Genomic DNA, 24,876 nt, shown 5'->3' with positions numbered 1-24,876 from the left:
AAGCAATGCAAGTCTTAATTGAAGAAAAAACTATAGATTCGAGGCTTGCTCTTTGCCGCCAGCCTTCGCTAAAGTCAGAGCACAAGAGGGGTGGGCCTTGGCCCGGAGTTAGCATTAAATTGAAGTTTCTTTGGCGTGGGCATGTGTGTCCGCGATTGCTGAATTCTGGTCTTAAGTTCCTGTTCCTATTAAGTTTGTCTCTTTCGACGATTGCTTACCATTCATTAACTGGATTGCTGCTTTAGGCACATGCTCGTCAATTGAATGGTTGTCGCAAGAGTCGTTCTGGGCAATCAGCCTTGAGCAAGGATTGTATGAGTCGTAACGCGTAGCCGGAAAGGAGCATCCGGGCACCGGTCCGTGATAGCTGTTTGATGCGTAGACCGTTTTGAGTTTGTGTTTGGTCCTCGGCATGAGGCGCCAGTGTAGAGTGAGTACCAGCGAGGCGACCTGATCATAAGATCTGGCGACCTTAAGCAGGAAAAAAAGATAAGCGCCGTAAAAATGGCGCGTAAGAATGTGAAGGCAGGCGAGACGATGGCAATGATGACTGGTAAGTCGACGGCAACGATGGGTGATGATGCGCATGCGAACCGTATCCATGGATCTTCTGCAACTGGAAAAGAAAACAGCCTCGTGGTGAGCGCTGAGTCGCCAATCGGTGATGACGTTTTTGAGCGTCTGACAGCAAAGCTCAAAGCGCGCGTTGGCAGCGAGATCTATTCGAGCTGGTTTGGTCGCCTTAAGCTTGACGATCTTTCCAAGAGTGTTGTTCGCTTGTCGGTTCCAACAGCCTTTTTGCGCTCGTGGATCAACAATCACTACTCCGACCTGTTGACCGAGCTGTGGCAGGAAGAAAACCCGCAGATTTTGAAAGTTGAAGTTGTCGTGCGCGGAATGAGCCGTGTGGTTCGTACTGCAGCACCTGTTGAAACATCAGACGTCTCTGAAACAAAATCGCCAGCAGCTGGTTTGCGTGAGAAGGTTGCTTTCCCTGTTGGCCAGCCAAGCGCTGAAAAACGTGGTTCTGCTGTTGTTGCAGAATCGGTTGCTGCCTCTGGTGCTGTTCTCGGCTCGCCACTCGATCCGCGTTACACGTTTGATTCCTTCATTGATGGTGCATCCAACCGTGTGGCACTCGCTGCCGCCCGTACCATCGCAGAAGCAGGCACAAGTGCAGTTCGCTTCAATCCGCTATTCATTCATGCATCCGTTGGCCTTGGCAAGACTCACCTGCTTCAGGCAATCGCCGCAGCTGCTTTGCAGCGCCAGGAAAAAGCACGCGTTGTTTATCTGACTGCTGAATATTTCATGTGGCGCTTTGCGACTGCTATCCGCGATAACAATGCGCTGTCGTTCAAGGAGCAGCTCCGCGACATCGACCTTCTGGTTATTGACGACATGCAGTTCCTGCAGGGCAAGTCGATCCAGCATGAGTTCTGCCATCTGTTGAACACACTACTCGACAGCGCAAAACAGGTTGTCGTTGCTGCCGACCGTGCACCATCGGAACTGGAATCGCTTGATGTTCGTGTTCGCTCGCGTCTTCAGGGCGGGGTGGCTCTCGAAGTTGCAGCGCCCGACTATGAAATGCGCGTTGAAATGATGCGTCGTCGTCTGACTGCAGCGCAGGTTGAAGATCCAAGCCTCAGCATCAGCGATGAAATTCTTTCGCATGTTGCCCGCACCGTCACCGGATCGGGACGTGAACTGGAAGGCGCTTTCAACCAGCTTCTGTTCCGTCAGTCGTTCGAGCCTAATCTTTCGATTGATCGCGTCGATGAACTGCTTGGTCATTTGACCCGCGTGGGCGAGCCAAAGCGTATTCGCATTGAAGAAATTCAGCGCATCGTTGCGCGCCATTACAATGTATCGAAGCAGGATTTGCTGTCGAGCCGCCGCACACGCACCATCGTTAAGCCGCGTCAGGTTGCCATGTATCTGGCCAAGATGTTGACACCGCGTTCGCTTCCGGAAATTGGCCGCCGCTTTGGTGGTCGTGACCACACCACGGTTCTCCATGCAGTGCGCAAGATCGAAGATCTGGTTGGTGCAGACTCCAAGCTTGCGCAGGAATTGGAACTGTTGAAGCGTCTGATTAACGATCAGGCTGCCTAATTTCGCAGACATCCCCACTGTTCACAGTGGTTATCAACAAAAAGCCCATGCCGTGTCGATTTGCGACGCGGCATGGGCTTGCTTTTGAGCTTATAAATCTGGCACTTTAACAAACCTTCGGGCGCGATAAGCGCCTTATTGATAAGGGTGTCTGCCCGTTGCGCGGTTGCCCAGTCCTAGAGAGCGAGTGCGTTTCAATATGCGTGTAACCCTGGAACGGTCGAACCTTCTTAAATCCCTCAATCACGTGCATCGCGTTGTTGAACGCCGCAACACGATTCCGATTCTGTCGAACGTGCTTTTGCAGGCCGAAGGCGCGAGCCTTGCACTGAAAGCCACCGACCTTGACCTTGAAGTCAACGAAGCAACGGCTGCAATGGTCGAGCAGGCCGGGGCAACGACAGTTCCTGCACATCTGCTTTATGACATCGTGCGCAAGCTTCCCGATGGTGCGGAAGTGATGTTGTCGACCAATCCTGATGGCGGATCGATGTCGGTTGTCTCAGGCAAGTCGTCGTTCCGTTTGCAGTGCTTGCCACAGTCCGATTTCCCTGAACTGACTTCCGGTTCTTTCACCCATACGTTCCGTATTGAAGCGCAGGCTTTGAAGCGTTTGATTGATCGCACACAATTTGCGATCTCGACGGAAGAAACCCGTTATTACCTCAACGGTATTTATTTCCACGCGATTGAAAGCGATGGCGCGCTCAAGCTGCGTGCAGTAGCAACGGATGGTCATCGTCTGGCGCGTGCTGAACTTGAAGCACCTTCGGGCACTGAAGGCATGCCGGGCATCATTATTCCGCGCAAAACCGTCGCTGAACTTCAGAAGCTTGTAGACGTGCCAGATACGGTTGTGGGTGTTGAGCTGTCAGATGCAAAGATCAGATTTACTGTTGGTTCGGTTGTTCTGACGTCCAAGCTGATCGACGGTACATTCCCTGATTATCAGCGCGTGATTCCTTCGGGCAATGATAAGAAACTCACCATTGGCCGTCAGGATTTTGCAGCTTCCGTTGATCGTGTTTCGACCATTTCGAGCGAGCGTGGCCGTGCGGTCAAGCTTTCGATTGCCGACGGTCAGCTGACGCTCACGGTCAACAATCCCGATTCGGGTAGCGCGACCGACGAGCTTGCAGCCGATTATAATGATGATCCAATCGACATCGGTTTCAACTCGAAATATCTGCTCGACATCACCAGCCAGCTTTCGGGTTCGGATGCGGTCTTCATGCTGGCTGATGCTGGCTCGCCAACGCTGGTGCGTGATACCGGCGATGAAGATGTGCTCTATGTTCTGATGCCAATGCGCGTCTAGGATTTAAAAATCGACAGTGAGTATTTCTGAAACAAATATAAGCCGCCCGGATCGAGTCTCGGTCCGGCGGCTTAAACTTTCTGATTTCCGTAATTATGCGGAACTCACGCTTCCACTCGGCCCCGGCCATGTGGTGCTGACAGGCGAAAACGGCTCCGGCAAAACCAATCTCATTGAAGCGCTTTCTTTCCTGTCGCCGGGAAGGGGGCTGCGTCGTGCATCTTATGACGATGTTGCGCGCACAACCGGACATGATGGCTTTGCCATTCACGCCGCACTTGATTGCATGATCTACGGTGATGCCGAAATCGGCACCGGGACGGCAGGCGGCGGCGAAGGTGGCCGCAAGGTGCGTATCAACGGCAATGCAGCATCGGGTGACGAGCTTCTCGATTATGCGCGTGTGTTGTGGGTGGTGCCGTCAATGGATGGGCTGTTCACCGGCGGCGCATCGGACAGGCGGCGCTTTCTTGACCGCATGGTGCTGGCCATTGATACAGGCCATGGCAAACGTGTGCTTGATTATGAAAAGGCAATGCGCTCGCGCAATCGTCTGTTGAGTGACGGCAACAACGACAATCAGTGGCTCGATGCGATTGAAAGCCAGATGGCCGAGCTTGGCATCGCTATTGCAGCAGCGCGCGCTGAAGCGATGCGATTGATTGCTGCGATGATTGAGCGACTACCTAGCGATGGTCCATTTCCGAAAGCCGATTGCTTTCTGGAAGGCTCGCTTGAGCAGCGTATAGGTTTGGAAGCAGCCCTTGATCTGGAAGAGGACTTCCGCCGTCTGTTACGCGATGGCCGTCCGCGTGATCGCGCTTCAGGACGCACGCTGGAAGGTCCGCATCGCACGGATCTGATTGTGCAGCACCGGCCAAAATCCATGCCCGCTGCGCTGTGTTCAACGGGCGAACAAAAGGCTCTGCTGATTGGCCTCATTCTCGCCCATGCTCGTCTTACGGGTGAACTTTCCGGCATGGCACCGATTCTGCTGCTTGATGAAATTGCAGCCCATCTTGATACAGGACGCCGTGCGGCTCTGTTCGGCATTCTTGATGATCTTGGCGGACAGGCTTTTATGACCGGAACTGACCGTTCGCTGTTTGAAGCGCTTGAAGGCGACGCGCAGTTTTTCAATGTCGCAGCAGGCGAACTGACGAAAATTTGAAAATAGTCGCTGACAGCGCATGTGAGCAGGCTTATGTTCAAGCATCATGAATGCATCATCAAAGCCTTTTTCATCTGAAGAATTAGAACGCTATGCGCGCCATATCGTGTTGCCGGAAATCGGCGGACCGGGGCAGCAGAAGCTCAAAGCTGCCCGTGTGCTGATTGTCGGCGCAGGTGGGCTTGGTGCGCCGGTGCTGCAATATCTGGCTGCCGCAGGCGTTGGCACACTTGGCCTTGTCGATGACGATACAGTTTCGCTCTCCAACCTGCAAAGACAGGTGATCCACGACACAGATAGCGTAGGGCAGAGCAAGGTTGAGAGCGCGAAAGCGTCTATCGCCCGTATCAACCCGCATGTGAACGTCGAAACGCACTCCTTGCGACTTAATGGCGATAATGCGCAGGATTTAATCAGCCAGTATGATGTTGTGGTTGATGGTTCTGATAATTTCGCCACCCGCTATGCTTTGGCCGATGCAAGTGCGCTTGCCGAGCGTCCGCTGGTTTCAGGCGCTATGGGGCGCTTTGATGGCACCGTGACAGTGCTCATACCCTATGCAAAAGGCGCTGATGGCAAACAAAATCCGTCCTATAGTGATCTGTTTCCTGACATGCCACCAGCAGGTTCTGTTCCCACCTGTGCCGAAGCAGGAGTTCTTGGCGTGTTGCCGGGTGTAATTGGCAGCTTGCAGGCAATGGAAGTGATTAAGCTCATCACGGGCATTGGCGAGCCGCTCGTGGGCCGCTTATTGCTCTACAATGCATTGAACGTGCGTTTTGAAACCATTCGTTACAAGGCGCGCAAACCCAAATGAATTCTGTTCGTATCGCTCCCATTGGTGCAGATTTTCAGCACTGGAGCGAGCTTCTCAAGCTTATTCGGGATAGTTTTGCTTATATGGATGGCGTAATCGACCCACCATCGTCCGCACATTTGTTGACGGTTGAAAACTTGCAGACCAAAGCACAGGACGAGCTGGGCTTTGCAGCTTTTGTTGGCGGGGAACTGGCTGGCTGCGTGTTTATCAAGGAAAAAGACGATCACTTCTATCTCGGTAAGCTTGCCGTCGCGCCTGCCTTCGAAGGACAAGGCATCGGTCGCAGACTGATGGAAGAAGCAGAGCAGCAGGCTGTTGCGCATGGCAAGCCAGAATTAGAGCTGCAAACGCGGATAGAACTCACGCGTAATCATGCTGTTTTTGAAAAGCTTGGCTTTCGTAAAATTGCCGAGACGTCTCATCCGGGTTTTGACCGCACAACGTCAATAACCATGCGCAAAATAATCGCGCACGGTGATTAGCCGGGTAACCTGTTAATATTGCGTGGCGCGATCGACCACGTTTTCGAGTGTTCCGTCGCGTTCAAAGGCTTCAATCTGACGAATAATCTGCGGAACAATGGCATTCGCAGACGAGCTTGCCGCTGCATGTGGGGTGATCGTCACTTTGGGATGCGTCCAGAGCGGGCTTTCAGAAGGCAAAGGTTCCTGATTAAACACATCAAGCGTCACTGCAGATAGCAATCCACGATCAAGTGCCGCCAGAATGTCGGCTTCGTTTTGCAAGCCTCCACGACCCGCATTGATCAGCACGGGCGCACCGAGCGGCCCATCGCTCTTCAATTGTGCGAACATGGTCATGGATAGGATGCCCTTGGTGTCTGGCGTCAAAGGCAACAGGCAAACGAAAATATCGGCGGTCTTGAGAAAACGCCCAAAACTTTCTTTGCCGCTGAAAGTCTGCACACCGTCGATTTCCTGCGGACGACGGCTCCAGCCGGTAACATTGAAGCCCAGCACTTTAAGCTTTTCGGCTGCATCGCGGCCAAGCACACCAAGCCCCATGATACCAACGGTGACTTCATGTGCTGCCGGCTGGCGTGGATCTTCGTGCCAGATGTGGTTTTTCTGCTGCTTGCGATAGCTTGCGCCCAGACGATGGTGATCAAGCACCTGCCAGACCACATATTCTGTCATGCGCATGGTGAGATCATCGGAAATGACACGCACCAAGGGCACATCTGGGATATGCGGATCGTGAAAGACATGATCAACGCCAGCGCCCAGCGAAAAGATCACTTTGAGGTTTGGCAGATTGGCCAGCGAGCCGGGCTTCTGTTTCCAAACAAGCGCATATTCGATACTGGGATCATTCTCCGCACGTTCTATCACGACATTGCGTTCAGGCGCATGCGCCTTGAAGCTATCGGTCCAGGTTGCCGGGTCCCAATTGGTTATTGCGAGAAGAATGTTGCCATCATTATTGCTTGTCATTGCTTAACTCCTCCCGGTGTGGCCTCCATGTGGAAAGCCGCTGCCATCAACGCTTTGGTGTAGTCGGTTTTTGGATTGGCAAAGACTTCCTTTGACGTTCCATATTCGACTGCCTTGCCATTGCGCATAACCAGCACATCATTGGCCAGTGCCCGCACCACTTTCAAGTCGTGGCTTATGAAAAGATAAGCCAGATCATGCTTCTTCTGCAATGCACGCAGCAGATCGACAACCTGCGCCTGAACGCTCATATCAAGCGCCGAGGTTGGCTCATCCAGCATCACGAATTTTGGGTTAAGCACCATGGCGCGTGCAATTGCGATGCGCTGGCGCTGCCCACCGGAAAACTCGTGCGGATAGCGGAAGCGGCTTTCAGGATCGAGGCTCACTTCGTTGAGTGCTGCTACGACCCGCTGGTCCCGATCATCAGCGGACAGCTTTGGTTCATGCACCAGAAGCCCTTCTGCGATAATATCCGCGATGGTCATGCGCGGGCTGAGTGATCCGAATGGATCCTGAAACACAATCTGCATTTCACGACGCAGCGGACGCATATCCTTGAAGCTGAATTGTGCAATATCGCGACCGTCAAAACGAATCTCACCTTTTGATGAGATCATCCGTGAAAGCGCGAGACCAAGTGTGGTTTTGCCGGAGCCTGATTCACCCACCACGCCAAGCGTCTGGCCTGCACGCAGTTGCACATCAATGCCATCCACGGCTTTCACATGATCGACTGTCTTGCGCAGAAAGCCTTTCTTGATCGGAAACCAGACGCGAACGTCTTTGCCTTCCATAACCGTTTTGGCGCTGAGATCGGCAACTGGCGGCTCCCCCTTTGGCTCTGCTGCAAGCAGATGCTTTGTATAGTCGTGTTGCGGATTTTCGAAAATTTCTTTCGTCGGTCCAGCTTCGACAATCTTGCCTTTGCTCATCACGCAGACGCGGTCGGCGATCTTGCGCACAATGCCAAGATCATGAGTGATGAAAAGCATCGACATGCCCTGCGAGGCTTTGAGTTCCGCAAGAAGCTCAAGAATCTGTGCCTGGACAGTCACATCAAGCGCCGTTGTCGGCTCGTCGGCGATCAGCAGTTTTGGCTTGTTGGCCAGTGCCATGGCGATCATCACACGCTGACGCTGCCCGCCTGAAAGCTGATGCGGGAAAGATGCGAGGCGCTTTTCCGGTTCGCGGATACCAACCTCATGCAGAAGTTCAAGCGTGCGCTTGCGCGCTGCCTGATCGCCCATGCCCTGATGCATTTTCAGAATTTCAGCGATTTGCTGTTCCACCGTATGCAATGGATTGAGCGATGTCATCGGCTCCTGAAAGATCATCGTCACGTCATTGCCGCGCACGCGCCGCAACTCTGGCTCGGATGCCTTCATCAGATCCTTACCGTCGAAAAGAACTTCGCCGGAAGGATGGCTTGCAGCCGGATAGGGCAGAAGCTTGAGGATGGAGAGTGCTGAAACTGACTTGCCAGAACCCGACTCGCCCACAAGTGCTATGGTTTCTCCTTCAGCAATGTCGAAGGAAACGCGGTCCACGGAAATCCGTTCTTCGCCATTCTGGCGGAAAGCGACGGAAAGATCGCGGACAGAAAGCAAAGGCTTAATCATCGACCCACTCATTGAAACGCCTTTCGTGGATCGAATGCATCACGCGTTGCTTCACCGATGAAAATCAGCAGCGACAGCATCACCGAGATCACCACAAAGCCAGTAATACCGAGCCAAGGTGCCTGAAGGTTGTTCTTGCCCTGCGCGAGCAATTCGCCGAGCGAAGCCGAACCCGGCGGCAGGCCAAAGCCTAAGAAATCGAGCGCGGTCAGCGTGGTGATCGAACCATTGAGAATGAACGGCAGGAAGGTCAGCGTCGCCACCATCGCATTGGGCAGCAGATGCCGCCACATGATGGTGCCGTTTTTCACGCCAAGCGCACGGGCCGCATTCACATATTCAAAGTTTCTGGCGCGCAGGAATTCGGCGCGGACGACGCCGACGAAGGCGACCCACGAGAACAACAGCATAATGCCGAGCAAGACCCAGAACCCGGGCGGTAATATCGCAGCTATGATCAGCAGCAGATAAAGCACTGGGATTGAAGACCATATTTCGATCACGCGCTGGAAGATCAGATCGACCCAACCGCCGAAATAACCCTGTACCGCACCAGCTGTCACGCCAATGACGGCGGAAAAGAATGTGAGGATCAGGCCGAACAGCACCGAAATGCGGAAGCCATAAAGCGCACGCGCAAACACATCGCGCGCCTGATCGTCTGTGCCGAGCCAGTTGAAATTGCCAACAATACAGTTCGGATCATTCACACCCAGCGGATAACGCTGGCAGCGCTGCTCTGCTGTATAAAGCCAGAATGGCTTGGATGGTGCTGCTTCCGGAATGTCATTATTGACGGTGTTGTAGGAATAGCGAACCGGCGGCCAGATCGCCCAGCCATTATTGTTGATCTCGTCCTGTATCACCGGATCGCGATAGTCTGTGACCGCATAAAAGCCGCCGAATTTCTCTTCCGGGTAATCGACAAAAACCGGCGTCAGCAGCTCGCCCTTATAGGAAACGAGGATGGGCTTGTCGTTGGCGATAAACTCGGAGCAAAGGGCTGCGACAAGCAGGAACAGGAAAATCCATAGCGACCAGTAACCGCGCTTATTGGCTTTGAAATTCTGCCAGCGGCGACGGTTGAGCGGAGATAAAAACGGGCGCCTTACGGGCTTTGCGGCAGGTGAGAGAGTGGCGTCTGTCATCACACGTCCCTCCGATCAAAGTCGATGCGCGGATCAACCCATGTGTACATCAAATCAGACAACAGCCCGACCAAGAGGCCGATTAGCGAGAAAATAAACAGGCTGGCAAACACCACCGGATAGTCGCGATTGATAATCGACTGATAGCCGAGCAGGCCCAGCCCATCGAGCGAGAAGATCGTTTCAATCAGCAGTGAGCTGGTGAAGAAAGCTGAGATAAATGCGCCCGGAAAACCAGCAATCACGATCAGCATGGCATTGCGAAACACATGGCGGTAAAGCACCTGATGTTCCGTCAGACCCTTTGCGCGTGCCGTCGTTACATATTGTTTGCGAATTTCTTCAAGAAACGAATTCTTCGTCAGAAGCGTTGTTGTGGCAAAGGCCGAAAGCACGAGCGCTGTCACTGGCAGCACCATGTGCCATAGATAGTCGCCGATCTTACCCCAGAGCGACATTTGCGCAAAATCAGGTGACACGAGGCCACGCAGCGGGAACCAGTCGAAGAACGAACCTCCTGCAAAAAGCACAATCAGCAGGATAGCAAACAGGAAGCTCGGAATTGCATAGCCGACAATGATGATCCCGCTGGTCCATGTATCAAAGCGCGTGCCTTCCTTGATCGCCTTGCGAATACCGAGTGGGATCGAGATCAGATAGGACAGGAACGTGAGCCAGAGGCCGAGCGAGATCGAAACCGGCAGCTTTTCTTTGATGAGATCGATGACGCTGATGTCACGGAAGTAGCTGCGGCCGAAATCGAAGCTCATGTAACTCCAGAGCATATGACCAAAACGCTCAAGCGGAGGCTTATCGAAGCCGAATTGCTTTTCAAGATCGGCAATGAATTGCGGATCAAGACCTTGCGCACCGCGATATTTGGAATTGACCGAGCCGCTATCGATCCCGGCTTGTCCAGCATCAGCACCACCGCCTGAAATACGATCAAGAGCGTCGCCGCCCTGACCTGAGAGCTGCGCAATAACGCGCTCGACAGGTCCACCGGGCGCAAATTGAACGACAGCAAAAGATATGGCCATAATGCCGAGGATCGTCGGGATCATTAAAAGCAGGCGGCGTAAAATATATGCGCCCATCAGCTCTCACAGCTCCACATGTTCAGATTGCTCTCACGGCTTGCCAATAGTTTCGCCTTTATACTTTTTTAAATTACGGTTTAGTCCACCAAAGCGTCTCAACCGGAAAACCATAATCGGGCTTCGGCTCCTTAAAGCCAAACCGATCCCAATAGGCAACCAGGTGATTCGCTGCTGTCCAATTTGGAATCCACTCCAGCCGGATACGCAAGTAGCGATCTAGCACCCGGATTATTGCAATGAGCTCGTCGCGTGTGGAAACTTTGCCGACATCGTCGATCAATGCGTCGATTATCGGGTCGGAAGTACCCGGAAGATTATAGCTGCCCGGCGTTTTGGCTGATTCCGAACCGAACATGCTCGCGAGCGATTCTTTTGTTGGCGTCGCACCAAACTGCATCGCCATACCCACGAGATCAAAATCGAAATCCTGTATTCGCGCCTGATATTGGCTTGGATCGACCAGTCGCAGACTGGCATCGATGCCGATTGCCCGCATTTTCTGCACAAATGGATTATAGATGCGCGAAAAGCTTTCCGAATTGCTGAGTATCTCTAGCGAGAATTTTTCGCCGCTCTTGCTATGGAACTGGCCATTCTTGCGTTCAAAGCCCGCCGCATGCATCAGCTCAATTGCGCGTGAAAACTGCTTGCGGTCACGTCCTGAACCGTCCGAGACGGGCATGAGAGAGACTTCACCAAAGGCTGCATCGGGAATTTTGCCGCGATAGCGTTCCAGCACTTTCATTTCGTCTGGTGTCGGTACGCCCACGGCCTGAAAATCAGAGCCATTGAAATTGGACTGCGAGCGTTCATAGGTGGAATAGAACAGGTTCGCATTCGTCCATTCAAAGTCGAAACAGAGGTTGATTGCTTCGCGTACCCGCGGATCACGAAAGCGTTCGTGGCGCTGGTTGAGCGCCCATGCCTGCATCAAAGGACGTTTTTCTCGCGGAAAAGTCCGTTTGATAATCTTCTTCTGCTCAATCGCCGGGAAGTCGTAGGCCGTAGCCCAGTTTTTAGCGACGCTTTCCTGTCGGAAGTCGATACTGCCTTTCTTGAAAGCTTCAAATTCTGGCTGGCGATCACGATAAAACTCGATCCTTAGATGATCGAAATTATTGGAGCCGCGCTGCACAGGCAAATCTTTGGCCCAATAATCGTCAACGCGATCATATTCGATTGACTGACCGGCAACCACTTTTCCCACGCGATAAGCGCCGGATCCGAGGATGACGTCCATATTGGCTGCATCGAAATCGCGATCCTTAAACCAGTCTTTCGACAAGATCGGTAGCGTCACGGCATCAAGAATAGCGCTGACACCACGGTCGGCAGCAAAGTGCATCTTCACTTCCAGCTTGCCTGCTTCCTGCACTGTTTCAAGCGCTGCGAGCGTTTGCCGAATAAGCGGATGACCCTTTTCTTTCAGTGTCGTGTACGTGAATACCACGTCTTTCGCTTCAATCGGCGAACCATCATGAAACCGTGCTTCCTTGCGCAGCTTAAAGAGGCAGGTCCGCCGATCTTTGGAGAGCGTGACGCTTTCCGCAATCAGCCCATAGACAGCATCCGGCTCATCAAGCGCTGATGCCATGAGCCCATCAAAGGTCAGCTCCATGCGTGGCGGTGCGTCACCCTTGAAAGTCAACGTATTCAGCGTGTTGAAAGTGGAGGTATTCTGGTTCCAGAACCAAGTATTGGGCGCGAGCGTGAACGTACCGCCTTTGGGTGCATCCGGGTTCACATAATCGAAATGCGTGAATTCTGGCGGGTATTTCAGTTCGCCAAAGGCAGACAGTCCGTGCAAAGGCTGATCGACGGCAAGATTTGCAAAAGCAATTTCTGGCAGGCAGGCAGCGATGGCTGCACTGCCCGTAAGTCCGAGAAAATGGCGGCGATCCATGTGAAGAGTGGTCATTCTTTCGATACTCTACTGGGTGCCAGTCTTGATCTTTGATTCCTTTGCAGGATCTACCCACCACGAAAATGGGTCAATTCCCATATAATCGGGTTGCTTATCGGGCATACCAAACTTGTTCCAATAGGCAACATTGATGTGGTCAGAATACCATTGCGGAATGACGTAGTAGTTCCACAACAGTGCACGATCAAGCGCGTGGCTTGCGGCTACCAGTTCGTCACGATCTTTCGCATAGATGATGCGATCAATCAGCTTGTCGATGGCTGGATTCTTGATACCCGCATAGTTGCGGCTGCCTTTGAAGTCCGCTGCTTTCGAGCCCCACATATCGCGTTGCTCGTTGCCCGGAGAGGCAGTTTGCGCGGTAACAGACGATATAACGTCATAGTCGAAGTCATTGAGGCGGGCCTGATACTGGGCAGCATCGACGGTGCGAATTCGCGCATCAATACCGATCTTTTTCAGGTTTTGGATGTAGAGATTGTGGACGCGCTCAAATGTTGGGCCGTCATCTAGAAACTCAATCGTGAACTGCTTGCCATTCGCGTCAACCAGCTTGTTGTTCTGTAGTTTCCAACCCGCCTCTCCAAAGAGTTGCAGCGCTTTACGCAGATTATCGCGTGTTGCCTGTGGCGTGTCATAAACGGGCGCTTTGAACTCGTCTGTGAGGGCTGCTGCGGGCAGTGCATCTTTTACCGTTTCAAGAATGGCTTTTTCTTCAGTTGTCGGCGGACCATCGAGCTGCAATTCATTGCCAGAGAAATAGCTGTTGATGCGGGTATATTGGTTGAAGAACAGCAAACGGTTCATGGTTTCAAAATCGAAAGCGTATGTCAGCGCTTCACGTACTTTCGGATCCTTGAACTTGTCTTTGCGGGTGTTAAGGAAATAGCCCTGCATCCGCCCGACAGCATTATATGGGAACGACTTTTTCACCACATCGCCGCGCTGTACTGCCGGGAAGTTATACTGCTCGGCCCAACGCTGTGCCCGATTCTCGTTGCGATAATCGTATTGGCCGCCCTTTTTGAAGGCTTCCCAGGTCGCATCTTCGCTTAAGTAATACTCGTAACGCACTTCATCAAAATTGTTGCGGCCAACACTATCGGGCAAATCCTTGCCCCAATAGTCGGCAACGCGCTCCCATACGACTGAACTTCCCGGCACGGCACTCTTAATCTTATAAGCAGCTGATCCCAGCGGAATTTCGAGTGTTGGGCGGCTGATGTCGCGCTGTCTTCCCTGCGCATCTTTGCCTTCCCACCAGTGCTTCGGAAGCACCGCAAGCTGCCCCAAGATTTGCGGAAGTTCGCGATTGCCCTTTTCTGAGAAGGTGAACTTCACTTCGTAGTCGCCGGTTTTTTCGGCTTTTTCGACGTCGCCATAATATTTGTTATACATCGGCGACTGCTTTTTCAGCACATCGAACGACCAGATCACGTCATCAACAGTGATCGGCTGACCATCATGCCATTTCGCATTCGGATTGAGCTTGAACTTCACCCATGAATAATCATCAGGATACTGCAAGGCTTCGGCGATCAGTGGATATTGTGTTGAGCCCTGATCAAGCGAGTCGCTCATAAGAGTGTCGTAGAGCATCCCGCCGCCGAATGGGGCGAGGCCAGCTGCTGGCACACCTTGAACAACATAAGGGTTGAAGCTGTTGAATGTGCCAACCGCGACTTGATTGAGCGCGCCACCTTTGGGTGCATCAGGATTTACATGGTCATAATGCTTGAAACCAGCCGGATATTTGGGTTCGCCTATGAGGCTGGAAGAGGTGTGCCATTGTGGTTCGCCGTCTGCTGCGTAACCAAAAGATACCGTGCCCGCCAACATGGTGACTGCGAAAGCGCCCGCCCAAAAACCCTTCATCCAGCATCTCCGTTCCTGCTTCGGATATATTGGGATCAAGTTTTATGGGTTTTTGCGGAGGAAGAAAGGCAACTATTCAATAAATATCTGGTCTGGCTGAATTTTCTTTCAATTATTAGCTCTTTTGGTGCTTTCGCGCATTAAAGCTGATTGTTCCGCGCCGTTGCCTTGTTTTTCAGAAATCGTCCGCTTTATTGCAAGTAATAATGAATGTGACCAAGGCGTATAAAGGCTCGGCGAATGGTGCAAAACGAAACTTCAGCCACTGCAACTGCGGTTGAACCACTCAAAATCCAAGACATCAAAGTCATCGATAATGTTAAACTTAAAAAGGCTATTACCGCTGCGGCGCTTGGCAACGCGATGGAATGGTTTGATTTCGGTGTCTATGGCTTTGTGGCCTATGCCTTGGGGCAGGTGTTCTTTCCGAATGCTGCCCCCGGTATTCAGACCATTGCAGCATTGGCAACATTTTCGGTGCCATTTCTTGTCCGCCCACTTGGCGGACTATTTTTCGGAGTGATGGGTGATCGCTTCGGACGTCAAAAAGTGCTGTCGCTAACGATCATCATCATGGCTGCAAGCACGTTCTGTATCGGCCTTATTCCGTCCTATGCAACCATTGGCATCTGGGCACCAGTCTTGCTGCTCATCTGTAAGCTCGTTCAAGGCTTCTCTGTGGGCGGTGAATATACGGGCGCAGCCATTTTTGTTGCGGAATATGCACCCGATCGCAGGCGTGGCTTCCTTGGTAGTTGGCTTGATTTTGGTTCGATTGCTGGTTTTGTGATGGGCGCCGGACTGGTTGTGTTTTTAAGCACAATGATGGGCGAGGCTGCGTTTCTCGATTGGGGATGGCGTCTGCCGTTCTATCTGGCGGCACCACTTGGGCTGATCGGGCTATATCTTCGCCATGCGGCAGAAGAAACGCCAGCCTTCACTCAGCAGCTGGAGCGCATGGAAAAGGAAGACAAAGACGCGATTGAAGATCGTCCGCGCATATCTTTTAAAGAGATTGTTCGCAGCTATTGGAAGTCATTGTCAGTGTGCATCGGCATGGTTCTTGTAACCAATATCACCTACTACATGCTGCTGACTTACATGCCGACATATCTGTCACAAAGCCTTGGCTATTCCGAGGACCATGGCGTTCTCATCATTATTGTTGTGATGATAGGGATGCTCTTTGTGCAGCCGGTTGTTGGCTTCTTTAGTGACCGATTTGGACGCCGACCCTTTCTGCTTATTGGTAGTCTGGGTTTGCTATTTCTGTCGTTGCCGGCATTTCATCTCGTTACGAGCGGTAACACGCCAGAGATTTTTGCAGGCCTTCTCGTCTTAGCGGTTTTCCTGAACTGTTTGACTGGGGTTATGGCATCAACTTTGCCTGCTTTGTTCCCAGCAAGAATACGCTACAGCGCATTGGCGAGTGCGTTTAATATCTCGATCATTATCGCGGGCCTGACGCCGACACTGGCCGCCTGGTTGGTGGAGGCGACCGACAGTCTTTATGTGCCAGCCTATTATCTGATGATCGCTTCGATTGTTGGTCTGATAACGGCATTCTTTCTGCCAGAAACAGCCAATAAGCCACTTCGTGGCGATACGCCGAGTGCGTCGAATAAGTCGGAAGCAAAGCAGCTGCTTCAAGAGGCCTATGACCATATTGAAGAGCGCGTGGAAGATATCGATGAAAAGATCGCATCGCTTGAAGGCGATATAGAAGCGCTGAGAATACGCAGGCAATCGCTTGTGGATCGCCATCCCAAGCTGAACTGATGCTTAAAAACAAAAATGCCGGGCAATGCCCGGCATTTTCTTGTCTCGTGTAATCTAATCTCAGTTAGCCGGTGCCGGTTGTGCAGGTGCTGGATCCGCAGGTTTTTCGGCTTCACCGGCAGCAGGTGCTGCTTCGCCTTCAGGCTTCGCTTCCCCACCCTCAGCAGGTGCTGCGGCAGCAGTTGGAAGCGGTGCAGGATTGTCAGCAAGAGTACGCAGGAACGCAATCAGATCCGCGCGTTCATTGTCCTTTTTGTCGCCAGCAAAGCCCATGGCTGTGCCTTTGATATAACCTTTAGGCGAGGTGAGGAACTTGTTGAGATGTTCATAATCCCATTTGTTTCCTTCGGCACCAAAAGCCTTCATGGCAGCGGAATAGCCAAAGCCATCAACAGATGCGGCTGGGCGGTCCAACACATCCCAAAGATGCGGTCCAACTTTGTTGGCTCCACCTTTTTCAGACGTATGACATGCTGCACAGCGCTTGAAAACAGTCTCACCGCGCGCAGGGTCAGCGGATTGCATCAGAACAGCAATCGACACTTCTTCCTTGGCTGGGGCTGCTTCACCGCCTGTTGAAGCTTCTGCTGCTTCAATTATGAAACCTGGCTTTTCAGGTGCGGGTGCATGAAAAAGCGTATCGGACAGAATGCCCGTTGTCATGACAACGAAAACCGTTGCCAGAAAAGCCATGATAAATTTGTTCGTCCGGGTTGAATTCATCGCCGGTCAGCGCTCCCTCTACTCAACGCCTCCAAAGGCCGGCATGCAAAACCTATGTGTAAGTCTGGCAAGTCTCTCCCCGGCATTGGGCGGAAACTAGGTCTTTTACGGGGGGGGTGCAACACTTATAAGGGCTGCTACCCCCGTGACTTTTTGACACTTTTGCTGCAATGGGTGGGTAGATAAATGTCAAAAGAAGGCGCAATAAGACCTTTCTGACTAAACCATACATGACGAGATGATCATGCTTCAGACTTTGAAAACACTGACACTCATTCCGGCTCGAATGGCCTCGGTGCGCCTGCCAAACAAGCCTCTTGCGGATATTTGCGGCAAGCCGATGATTGTTCATGTGGCAGACCGGGCTGTGGCCGCAAAGCTTGGTCGCACGGTGGTTGCGACGGACAGTGAAGAGGTTTTTGCTGCCGTTCAGGCGCATGGTCATGAGGTCATTATGACGCGCAGTGATCATGAGTCGGGATCGGACCGAATTTATGAAGCGCTGCAAAAAGTCGACCCGAATGGCGAGGTCGAAGCAGTGGTCAATGTGCAGGGCGATCTGCCGACCATCGATCCTGAAACAATCCGCCGCTCTTTGCTGCCGCTCGTTGATGGGCCTGCCGATATTGCAACGCTTGGCGTCGAGATCACGGTTGATGAGGAAAAGGTCAATCCTAACGTGGTCAAGATCGTTGGCTCACCAATGAATGGCGGCGAACGTCTGCGCGCACTTTATTTCACGCGCGCGACCGCCCCTTATGGCGATGGTCCGCTTTATCACCACATCGGTCTTTATGCCTATCGCCGTGCGGCGCTTGAGCGTTTTGTGAAGATTGGCCCATCTGTGCTTGAAAAGCGCGAAAAGCTTGAACAGTTACGCGCACTTGAAGACGGAATGCGCATAGAAGCCGAGATTGTCCGCACCGTTCCGCTTGGCGTTGATACGCAGGCCGATCTTGACCGGGCACGGGAAATTATCGCAAAGGGTTTATAACCAGAAGAAGCCCTCAAAACAGACGAGGGTATTTGAGAAAGTACGGACACGATGAAGACCAACAGGATTTCCTTTCAGGGTGAAGCGGGCGCCAATTCCGATACGGCTTGCCGCAACATGTTTCCCGATATGGAGCCTTTGCCGTGCCCGACTTTTGAAGATGCGTTTAACGCGGTTGAAAGCGGTGCTGCCGACCTCGCGATGATTCCAATTGAGAACACGCTTGCTGGTCGCGTTGCCGATATTCATTATTTGCTGCCGCTGGCTGATATTCATATCGTTGGCGAATATTTCCTGCCGATCCATTTCCAGCTGATGGTGCTTCCGGGCGTCAAGCGCGAAGAAATTAAGACTGTACATAGCCATGTTCATGCGCTTGGTCAGTGCCGCAAGGTCATCCGCGAGAACGGCTGGAAGCCGGTCATTGCCGGCGATACGGCAGGTGCTGCGCGTCTTGTTGCTGATATGCAGGACCGTTCGATGGCAGCGCTCGCACCGCGCTTAGCGTCTGAACTTTATGGTCTCGATATTCTGGAAGAGAACGTCGAAGACGCAGAAGACAACGTGACCCGTTTCGTTGTTCTGTCCAAAACCAAGAAATGGGAACCGCGTCCCGAAAAGGACGAGCGTATTATCACGACCTTCGTGTTTCGCGTGCGCAACGTTCCCGCCGCCCTTTACAAAGCAATGGGCGGCTTTGCGACCAATGGCGTCAATATGACCAAGCTGGAAAGCTATCAGGTTGGCGGACGTTTCATTGCTACGCAGTTTTATGCGGATATTGAAGGTCATCCTGAAGACCGTAATGTGCAGCTTGCTTTGGAAGAACTGGCGTTTTTCTCAAAGGAAGTGCGGATTCTCGGCGTCTATAAAGGCAGCGATATTCGTGGAACGCAGCTGCTGGCGGCGGAGTAATCAGCATTTTCAGCGAAAGTGGGAACCGGTTTCGCGTGGGAAAATGCGTAGAGATAGTTAGAGCGGCTGGTCCGCTCTAACCCTCCACCCAAGCTCTGATCAAATGGGTTGCGATGGCACCGCTTGCCGGTACACGCAGCCCATTTTCATGAGTGCCTGCAAGCATGGCGCGTACTTCCGCCTTGTCGAACCAGCGGCCGTCTTCGAGTTCTGAGCGATCAATAGTGAAGTCGTCAGACAGTACCTCGGCGTGACAGCCGATCATCAGCGAATAGGGGAACGGCCAAGGCTGGCTCGCATGATAGCCAACACGCCCGATCTGAAGTCCCATTTCCTCAAAACTTTCGCGACGAACTGCTGCTTCAATCGTCTCGCCATGCTCGATAAATCCTGCAAGGCACGAATAAGAACCAGCAGTAAAATGCGCGCTGCGTGCGAGAATGCACTTTTCACCGCGAACCGGCAGCATAATCGCCACCGGATCGGTGCGCGGAAAGTGTTCGGCACTGCAATTTGGACAAACGCGCTTTGCACCACCGGCGCGCATTTCGCTTTTGGTGCCACAACGCCCGCAAAAGCGATGGTTGTTATGCCATGCGCTCAGTGCTCCAGCCTGTGCCAGCGCACCAACAATATCCGAAGAAACCAGTCCTTCCATATAAATGCTGCGATAATCTTGCGCGCGGTAAGGCTGCTCGATTGCATCCGGATCAAGCGGTGCCATCAGTGCAACAATCGGCGCATCATCCTGTAAGCCGAGCAGAATGGGCTCATGCAAATCTGGTGAAAACGCTTGTGCTTCACTAAGCGAGAACAAGGCGCGGGGTGCGTTTTCCTGCGTGTAATCAAGCAGTAGTTTGTTACCGCCGAGAACCATCACACGGGTTTCCGGCAATTCCAGCGCAGTAAAAGCGGAATCGTCCTGTCGCTTTTCGGATAGGCGATCAATGCGGTTGCCTGCAAAGCCGACAAGGCGGCTCGGCTCAATTTCCGGCAGGTCGTAAAGGCGAAAAGCCATGATGTTCTCGGGAAACGTTTGTGAGGGGATCAGAGTGCAGCGCGAATGTCTTCAATCAGCTTTTGCGCTTCAGCATCGCTATAAGGCTCGCGTGTGCCATGACCCCAGACAGGTCCGGGCCAGCCAGCGTCACCTTCATTGCGCGCAATCACATGCATGTGCAGCTGGCGAACCATATTGCCCAAAGCGCCTGTATTGATTTTGAGGCAATTGGTGGTGCTTTTAAGTGCCTGCGAAACGATTGCCGCTTCAAAGGTCAGCATGGTCTGATCAAGCGGCGTCAGGTCGTGAATTTCTGATAGTTTGGCACGGCGCGGCACAAGGATCAGCCAGGGCCAGCGCTTATCATTCATCAATCGCAGCTCGCAAAGGCCAAGCTTGGCCACTAAAAAAGTATCGGCATCGAGCCGTTTATCGAGTTCAAACTGTTCCATAGAATAATTCTTATCAGTTTTTTTGTCTCTGCGCTTGCTTTTTGCGTGGTAATTGACGATATGCAGCGTGGGAGGTTGGTGGTGGACGAGCCACTCGCCAACCGGGTCAGGTCCGGAAGGAAGCAGCCCCAACGAGCACGGCACGGGTCATCGTGCCAGCCTCCCACCTTTCTAAAACGATCATGGTTGTTGATGGTTGATAAGCCATCGCCAAAGCCACTTTCGTCTCTGGTCCAAACTGTTTAGAGTTTGTTGATCGGAACAAGCGAACAGAGAACGGAAGGGTCGCAATGGACACAAAATCCGAAACTGGCGCTTATCGCGTTCTCGCCCGCAAATACCGCCCCCAGAATTTCAATGATCTGATCGGCCAGGAGCCGATGGTCCGCACGCTGAAAAATGCGTTCGAGACTGGCCGTATTGCGCAGGCATGGATGCTGACTGGTGTGCGCGGTGTGGGCAAGACGACGACGGCCCGTATTCTGGCGCGTGCGCTCAATTACAAGACCGATACTGTCGATCAGCCGTCCATTGATCTCTCCGTAATGGGTGAGCATTGTCAGGCGATCATGGAAGGCCGCCATGTCGACGTGATCGAAATGGATGCGGCCTCGCATACCGGTATCGACGATATTCGCGAAATCATCGAACAGGTGCGATATCGCCCTGTGTCGGCACGCTACAAAGTCTACATCATCGACGAAGTGCACATGCTGTCCAATCAGGCCTTCAACGGTCTGTTGAAGACGCTTGAAGAGCCGCCGCCGCATGTGAAGTTTATCTTCGCCACCACCGAAATTCGCAAAGTGCCGATCACGGTTCTGTCGCGCTGTCAGCGTTTTGACTTGCGCCGTATCGAATCGGGAACGCTCGCCGCACATCTGCGTCGCATTGCCGAAGCAGAAGCGATCGAAGTCGATGATACATCGCTTGCGATGATTGCGCGCGCGGGCGAAGGCTCGGCACGCGATTCGCTCTCGATCTTCGATCAGGCGATTGCGCATGGTGCGGGTCATGTTTCAGCAGAAGCTGTGCGCTCGATGCTTGGCCTTGCCGACCGCGCCCGTATTATCGATCTTTTTGAGATGATTATGCGTGGTGATGTGGCTGGTGCTTTGACCGAGTTCCGCGCGCAATATGATGTCGGTGCTGACCCATCTGTCGTGCTGACCGATCTTGCTGATTTCAACCATCTGGTGACACGTCTGCGTTTTACGCCGGATGTGGCAGAAGATGTTTCGCTCTCGGAAGATGAACGCGTGCGTGGCCGCGACTTCTCGCAAAAGCTCTCGGTACGCGTGCTTTCGCGGACTTGGCAGATGCTGCTTAAAGGCATTGCGGAAGTGGATACGGCAACGCGTCCTGTGCAGGCGGCGGAAATGCTGTTGATCCGTCTGGCCCATGCTGCTGATCTTCCAACGCTGGATGAAGCGCTGCGTGGCTTGGAAAATGGTTCGGTCTCGGCACCACGTCCGCAGCCTTCAGGTGGCGCAAGGCCCAATGGCGGCTCGCAGCCAGAAGCGCGCAGCAGTGTTGATGCAGTTGCCGCCTCAACCATGATGCCAGCATCGGGTGGTCCTGCAACGGCCATGCGTTTGGTCGAAACACAGCCGCAACCGGTTCAACCGCCTGCTCCTCAGCAGTTTGTCGATAACACGCCGCAGCCTTCGGTTCAGATCAACAGCCTCAACGATATTGTGACGCTGGCCGATAAGTTCCGCGACATGCAGTTCAAGATTCTGGTCAAGAACTGTGTTCGTCTGTCGTCTATTGCGGTAGGGCGGCTTGAAATCGGCCTCACGGATGATGCGCCAAAATCCTTGCCGAGCGATATTTCGCAGCGCCTGCATAACTGGACTGGCATTCGCTGGGTGGTAACGGTTGCACGTGATGTTTCTGGGCAAACCGTTGCCGAAGCTGAAACCGAGCGTCGCGATAATCTTGTGACCGATGCGCGTGCTGACCCGGATGTCGCAGCCATTCTCGCGGCTTTTCCCGGTGCAAAGATCACTGACGTCCGCATTGCGGTTGCAGAACAGAGCGACGATGACGATATAGACCTCGATGTAGTTGAAGACCTGCCCGGTGCGCCTTCTGACGATGACTGAATTTTAGAGCGCATCCCGAAAAGTGCGAAGCGGTTTTCGGAGTATGATGCGCGTTCAAAAAATGATGGAGTGAACCCATGCGTGACATGATGGGCATGATGAAACAGGCGAAGGAATTGCAGGCCAAGATGAAGGTCATGCAGGATGAAATCGCCAATCTTGAAGCGACCGCTTCTTCGGGTGGCGGTCTTGTTACGGTCACGCTTTCGGGCAAGGGCACCTTGTCTTCGCTTAAGATCGATCCTTCGATGATGAAGGAAGAGGATACTGAAATCCTCGAAGACCTGATCATCGCAGCTCATAATGATGCCAAGGCGAAGCTCGAAGCTGAAATGGCTGAAAAGACCCAGTCGCTGACCGCTGGTCTGCCAATTCCTCCGGGTTTCAAACTACCATTCTAGGCGATGAGGGGGCGATTAAGCCCCCATTTCATTTTCCCCTACTTTCCAACTTCATAAAGCAGCATGTCCAAACGTATTGCCGGTCCTGAAATTGAACGTCTTATCCAGCTTCTGGCGCGAGTGCCGGGATTGGGTCCGCGTTCTGCGCGTCGCGCGGCGTTGCACCTGATCAAAAAGAAAGAGGCGCTTCTGGTGCCGCTTGGCGGTGCAATGCAGGAAGCGGCTGAAAAAGTGCGTATCTGCTCGTGCTGCGGTAATGTCGATACCAGCGACCCTTGCACGATCTGCACAGACGACCGCCGTGATCCATCCGTGCTGATCGTCGTGGAAGACGTATCCGATCTCTGGGCGCTGGAACGCGCTGGCACCATGAATGTCCGTTATCATGTGCTCGGCGGCCGCCTGTCCCCGCTGGATGGGGTGGGGCCGGATGATCTCAACATCAAGGGTCTGGTCGAGCGGGTTGCATCGGGTGGCATCACGGAAGTGATTCTAGCAGTCAACGCCACTGTCGAAGGGCAGACGACCGCGCATTATATCACCGATCAGCTGACGAATTTTGAGGTTCGTGTGACACGGCTTGCGCATGGCGTGCCGGTTGGTGGCGAGCTTGATTATCTTGATGAAGGAACGCTTGCGGCAGCTCTGCGGGCGCGAACTGCACTCTGACATTCAACTCGGGAGAGGTATATGAAGGCTGCATTCTGGAAACGACGCCTGACCACGGCTCTTTGTCTGTTTGCAGCATGCGCTGCCTCCCCATCTCTGGCTGCCCCTTCCAAAGCGCAAATTGAAAGCCAGTATCGCAACTGGATTGAAAAAGACCTTTGGCCCGAAGCCAAAGCCGCAGGCGTTTCGCGGCCTGTCTTTGAGCAGGCTTTTGCGGGCGTCAGCATCAACTGGAAACTGCCTGATCTGGTTATCCCGGGCGAAAAGCCCACTGGACCCAAAGAGCAGAAACAGGCTGAATTCGGCGCACCGGGCAAATATTTCAATGCGAAGACTGTCGGCAGCGTCACGAGCGGCGGCAAGGCACGGCTTAGCCAGAATGCAAGCCTGCTCAAAAGCATTGAGCAGCAATATGGCGTGCCGGGCCGCATTGTTGTTGCCATATGGGGTCGTGAGTCAGGTTTCGGGACAGTCAAAATTCCTTACAATGCCTTTGAAGTGCTTGGCACCAAGGCGTTCATGGCAACGCGCAAGGATATGTTTCGCAAGGAGCTGATAGCAGCGCTTCAAATTACATCGCGCGGTTACATCGCTAATGGTTCGATGAAAAGCTCGTGGGCGGGTGCGCTGGGTCAGCCGCAGTTCATGCCAACCTCTTATCTAAAACATGCTGTTGATTTTGATGGCGATGGCAAGCGCGACATCTGGAATTCGGTTCCCGATACGCTGGCATCGATTGCAAATTACCTTAAAATCCACGGTTGGCAGGTAGGCCGCGACTGGGGCTATGAAGTGAATGTCCCTCAGAATATCTCGTGTTCTCTGGAAGGGCCAGATCAGGGCAAGACATTCGCCGAATGGTCAAAGCTTGGCATCACCCGCGCAAACGGCAAGGCGTTTCCGGCCAATGAAATGCGCGGCGAGGGCTTTCTGCTGATGCCTGCTGGTCGCTATGGCCCGGCCTTCATCGTGACGCCGAATTTCTACGTCATCAAAGATTACAATATGAGCGATCTCTATGCGCTGTTTATCGGCCATATTGGCGACCGCATCGCCTATGGTGCGGGTGATTTTCAGACGCAGTGGGGTAATGTCGGCACCATGTATCGCTCTGATATTCTGGCGATGCAAAAGCGCATGCAGGCGCAAGGTTATGATATTGGTAAGGCCGATGGTCTGCCGGGCTTCAAAACCCGTCGTTCGATTGGTTTGTGGCAGTCAAAGAATGGAATGGCACCATCGTGCTTTACCCAGCCTGAACTGGTTAAATCCATTCGCTAAAATT

The 24,876-nt window shown here is 53.0% G+C and carries 21 protein-coding genes and 1 other RNA gene; 13 read left to right on the top strand and 9 right to left on the bottom strand.

What is annotated here, in order from left to right; translation table 11 throughout:
• The first annotated feature begins 543 nt into the window (after positions 1-543).
• From dnaA to J2782_RS11960, 5 genes are all read left to right on the top strand, one after another.
• The gene (dnaA, locus tag J2782_RS11980; protein WP_404989636.1) at positions 544-2,118 is read left to right on the top strand and encodes a chromosomal replication initiator protein DnaA; all 1,575 of its coding nucleotides are present in this window, start codon (positions 544-546) and stop codon (positions 2,116-2,118) included.
• A 199-nt stretch (positions 2,119-2,317) separates the two neighbouring features.
• Positions 2,318-3,436: a DNA polymerase III subunit beta gene (dnaN, locus tag J2782_RS11975; RefSeq protein ID WP_250039341.1), complete on the top strand. Its 1,119-nt coding sequence runs from the start codon at positions 2,318-2,320 to the stop codon at positions 3,434-3,436.
• A gap of 16 nt (positions 3,437-3,452) precedes the next feature.
• Positions 3,453-4,607, top strand: a complete 1,155-nt coding sequence (recF, locus tag J2782_RS11970) for a DNA replication/repair protein RecF (RefSeq protein ID WP_310012776.1) — start codon at positions 3,453-3,455, stop codon at positions 4,605-4,607.
• 46 nt (positions 4,608-4,653) lie between these two features.
• Positions 4,654-5,424: a molybdopterin-synthase adenylyltransferase MoeB gene (locus J2782_RS11965; protein WP_310012775.1), complete on the top strand. Its 771-nt coding sequence runs from the start codon at positions 4,654-4,656 to the stop codon at positions 5,422-5,424.
• Positions 5,421-5,909, top strand: a complete 489-nt coding sequence (locus tag J2782_RS11960; protein WP_310012771.1) for a GNAT family N-acetyltransferase — start codon at positions 5,421-5,423, stop codon at positions 5,907-5,909. Before J2782_RS11965 ends, J2782_RS11960 begins: the two co-directional genes overlap by 4 nt.
• Positions 5,910-5,921: 12 nt before the next feature.
• Here the strand turns inward: J2782_RS11960 and J2782_RS11955 are convergent, their stop codons facing one another.
• From J2782_RS11955 to J2782_RS11930, 6 genes are all read right to left on the bottom strand, one after another.
• Positions 5,922-6,881, bottom strand: a complete 960-nt coding sequence (locus J2782_RS11955; protein ID WP_310012769.1) for a 2-hydroxyacid dehydrogenase — start codon at positions 6,879-6,881, stop codon at positions 5,922-5,924.
• Positions 6,878-8,503 (bottom strand): ABC transporter ATP-binding protein, encoded by a 1,626-nt coding sequence (locus J2782_RS11950; RefSeq protein WP_310012766.1) that lies wholly within the window; start codon positions 8,501-8,503, stop codon positions 6,878-6,880. Before J2782_RS11950 ends, J2782_RS11955 begins: the two co-directional genes overlap by 4 nt.
• Before the next feature lie 8 nt (positions 8,504-8,511).
• Positions 8,512-9,651: an ABC transporter permease gene (locus tag J2782_RS11945; protein ID WP_310012765.1), complete on the bottom strand. Its 1,140-nt coding sequence runs from the start codon at positions 9,649-9,651 to the stop codon at positions 8,512-8,514.
• Positions 9,651-10,748, bottom strand: coding sequence for a microcin C ABC transporter permease YejB (locus J2782_RS11940; RefSeq protein WP_310012763.1), 1,098 nt, complete (start codon positions 10,746-10,748; stop codon positions 9,651-9,653). The genes J2782_RS11945 and J2782_RS11940 overlap by 1 nt, the downstream gene beginning before the upstream one ends.
• A 73-nt stretch (positions 10,749-10,821) precedes the next feature.
• Complete coding sequence (locus J2782_RS11935) at positions 10,822-12,669, bottom strand: extracellular solute-binding protein (protein ID WP_310012761.1); 1,848 nt, start codon at positions 12,667-12,669, stop codon at positions 10,822-10,824.
• A gap of 12 nt (positions 12,670-12,681) precedes the next feature.
• Positions 12,682-14,550, bottom strand: coding sequence for an extracellular solute-binding protein (locus J2782_RS11930; protein WP_310012758.1), 1,869 nt, complete (start codon positions 14,548-14,550; stop codon positions 12,682-12,684).
• Between the two features lie 240 nt (positions 14,551-14,790).
• On the opposite strand from J2782_RS11930, the gene proP reads away from it, so the two are divergent.
• Positions 14,791-16,329 (top strand): glycine betaine/L-proline transporter ProP, encoded by a 1,539-nt coding sequence (gene proP / locus J2782_RS11925; RefSeq protein ID WP_310012754.1) that lies wholly within the window; start codon positions 14,791-14,793, stop codon positions 16,327-16,329.
• A gap of 60 nt (positions 16,330-16,389) precedes the next feature.
• Here the strand turns inward: proP and J2782_RS11920 are convergent, their stop codons facing one another.
• Positions 16,390-17,052: a c-type cytochrome gene (locus J2782_RS11920; protein WP_310012749.1), complete on the bottom strand. Its 663-nt coding sequence runs from the start codon at positions 17,050-17,052 to the stop codon at positions 16,390-16,392.
• 244 nt (positions 17,053-17,296) lie between these two features.
• Between J2782_RS11920 and J2782_RS11915 the strand changes: the two genes are divergently transcribed.
• Together J2782_RS11915 and J2782_RS11910 are read left to right on the top strand one after the other, a co-directional pair.
• On the top strand, positions 17,297-18,046 hold the full coding sequence (locus J2782_RS11915; protein WP_250039319.1) for a 3-deoxy-manno-octulosonate cytidylyltransferase: 750 nt from the start codon (positions 17,297-17,299) through the stop codon (positions 18,044-18,046).
• Between the two features lie 51 nt (positions 18,047-18,097).
• Positions 18,098-18,961 carry a prephenate dehydratase gene (locus J2782_RS11910; protein ID WP_250039317.1) on the top strand — a complete coding sequence of 288 codons (864 nt, stop codon included), beginning with the start codon at positions 18,098-18,100 and terminating at the stop codon, positions 18,959-18,961.
• 76 nt (positions 18,962-19,037) lie between these two features.
• Here the strand turns inward: J2782_RS11910 and nudC are convergent, their stop codons facing one another.
• Complete coding sequence (nudC, locus tag J2782_RS11905) at positions 19,038-19,979, bottom strand: NAD(+) diphosphatase (protein WP_310012748.1); 942 nt, start codon at positions 19,977-19,979, stop codon at positions 19,038-19,040.
• A 29-nt stretch (positions 19,980-20,008) separates the two neighbouring features.
• Positions 20,009-20,413, bottom strand: coding sequence for an HIT domain-containing protein (locus tag J2782_RS11900; protein WP_250039313.1), 405 nt, complete (start codon positions 20,411-20,413; stop codon positions 20,009-20,011).
• Between the two features lie 70 nt (positions 20,414-20,483).
• On the opposite strand from J2782_RS11900, the gene ffs reads away from it, so the two are divergent.
• The 5 genes from ffs to J2782_RS11875 all read left to right on the top strand — a co-directional run bounded on the left by ffs (position 20,484) and on the right by J2782_RS11875 (position 24,872).
• Positions 20,484-20,580, top strand: an RNA gene (gene ffs / locus J2782_RS11895) — signal recognition particle sRNA small type.
• A gap of 39 nt (positions 20,581-20,619) precedes the next feature.
• A complete protein-coding gene (locus J2782_RS11890) occupies positions 20,620-22,521 on the top strand; it encodes a DNA polymerase III subunit gamma/tau (protein WP_310013331.1) in 1,902 nt (633 codons plus the stop codon).
• A 77-nt stretch (positions 22,522-22,598) separates the two neighbouring features.
• Positions 22,599-22,922, top strand: coding sequence for a YbaB/EbfC family nucleoid-associated protein (locus J2782_RS11885; protein WP_064322329.1), 324 nt, complete (start codon positions 22,599-22,601; stop codon positions 22,920-22,922).
• A 63-nt stretch (positions 22,923-22,985) separates the two neighbouring features.
• The gene (recR, locus tag J2782_RS11880; RefSeq protein WP_310012744.1) at positions 22,986-23,591 is read left to right on the top strand and encodes a recombination mediator RecR; all 606 of its coding nucleotides are present in this window, start codon (positions 22,986-22,988) and stop codon (positions 23,589-23,591) included.
• 21 nt (positions 23,592-23,612) lie between these two features.
• Positions 23,613-24,872 carry a lytic murein transglycosylase gene (locus J2782_RS11875; RefSeq protein WP_310012741.1) on the top strand — a complete coding sequence of 420 codons (1,260 nt, stop codon included), beginning with the start codon at positions 23,613-23,615 and terminating at the stop codon, positions 24,870-24,872.
• The last annotated feature ends 4 nt before the right edge of the window (positions 24,873-24,876 follow it).

This window comes from Brucella pseudogrignonensis (assembly GCF_031454375.1).
Classification (GTDB): Bacteria; Pseudomonadota; Alphaproteobacteria; order Rhizobiales; family Rhizobiaceae; genus Brucella; species Brucella pseudogrignonensis_A.
Note: the sequence above shows the minus strand (reverse complement) of the source record. Positions and strands in the feature narration are given on the sequence as shown.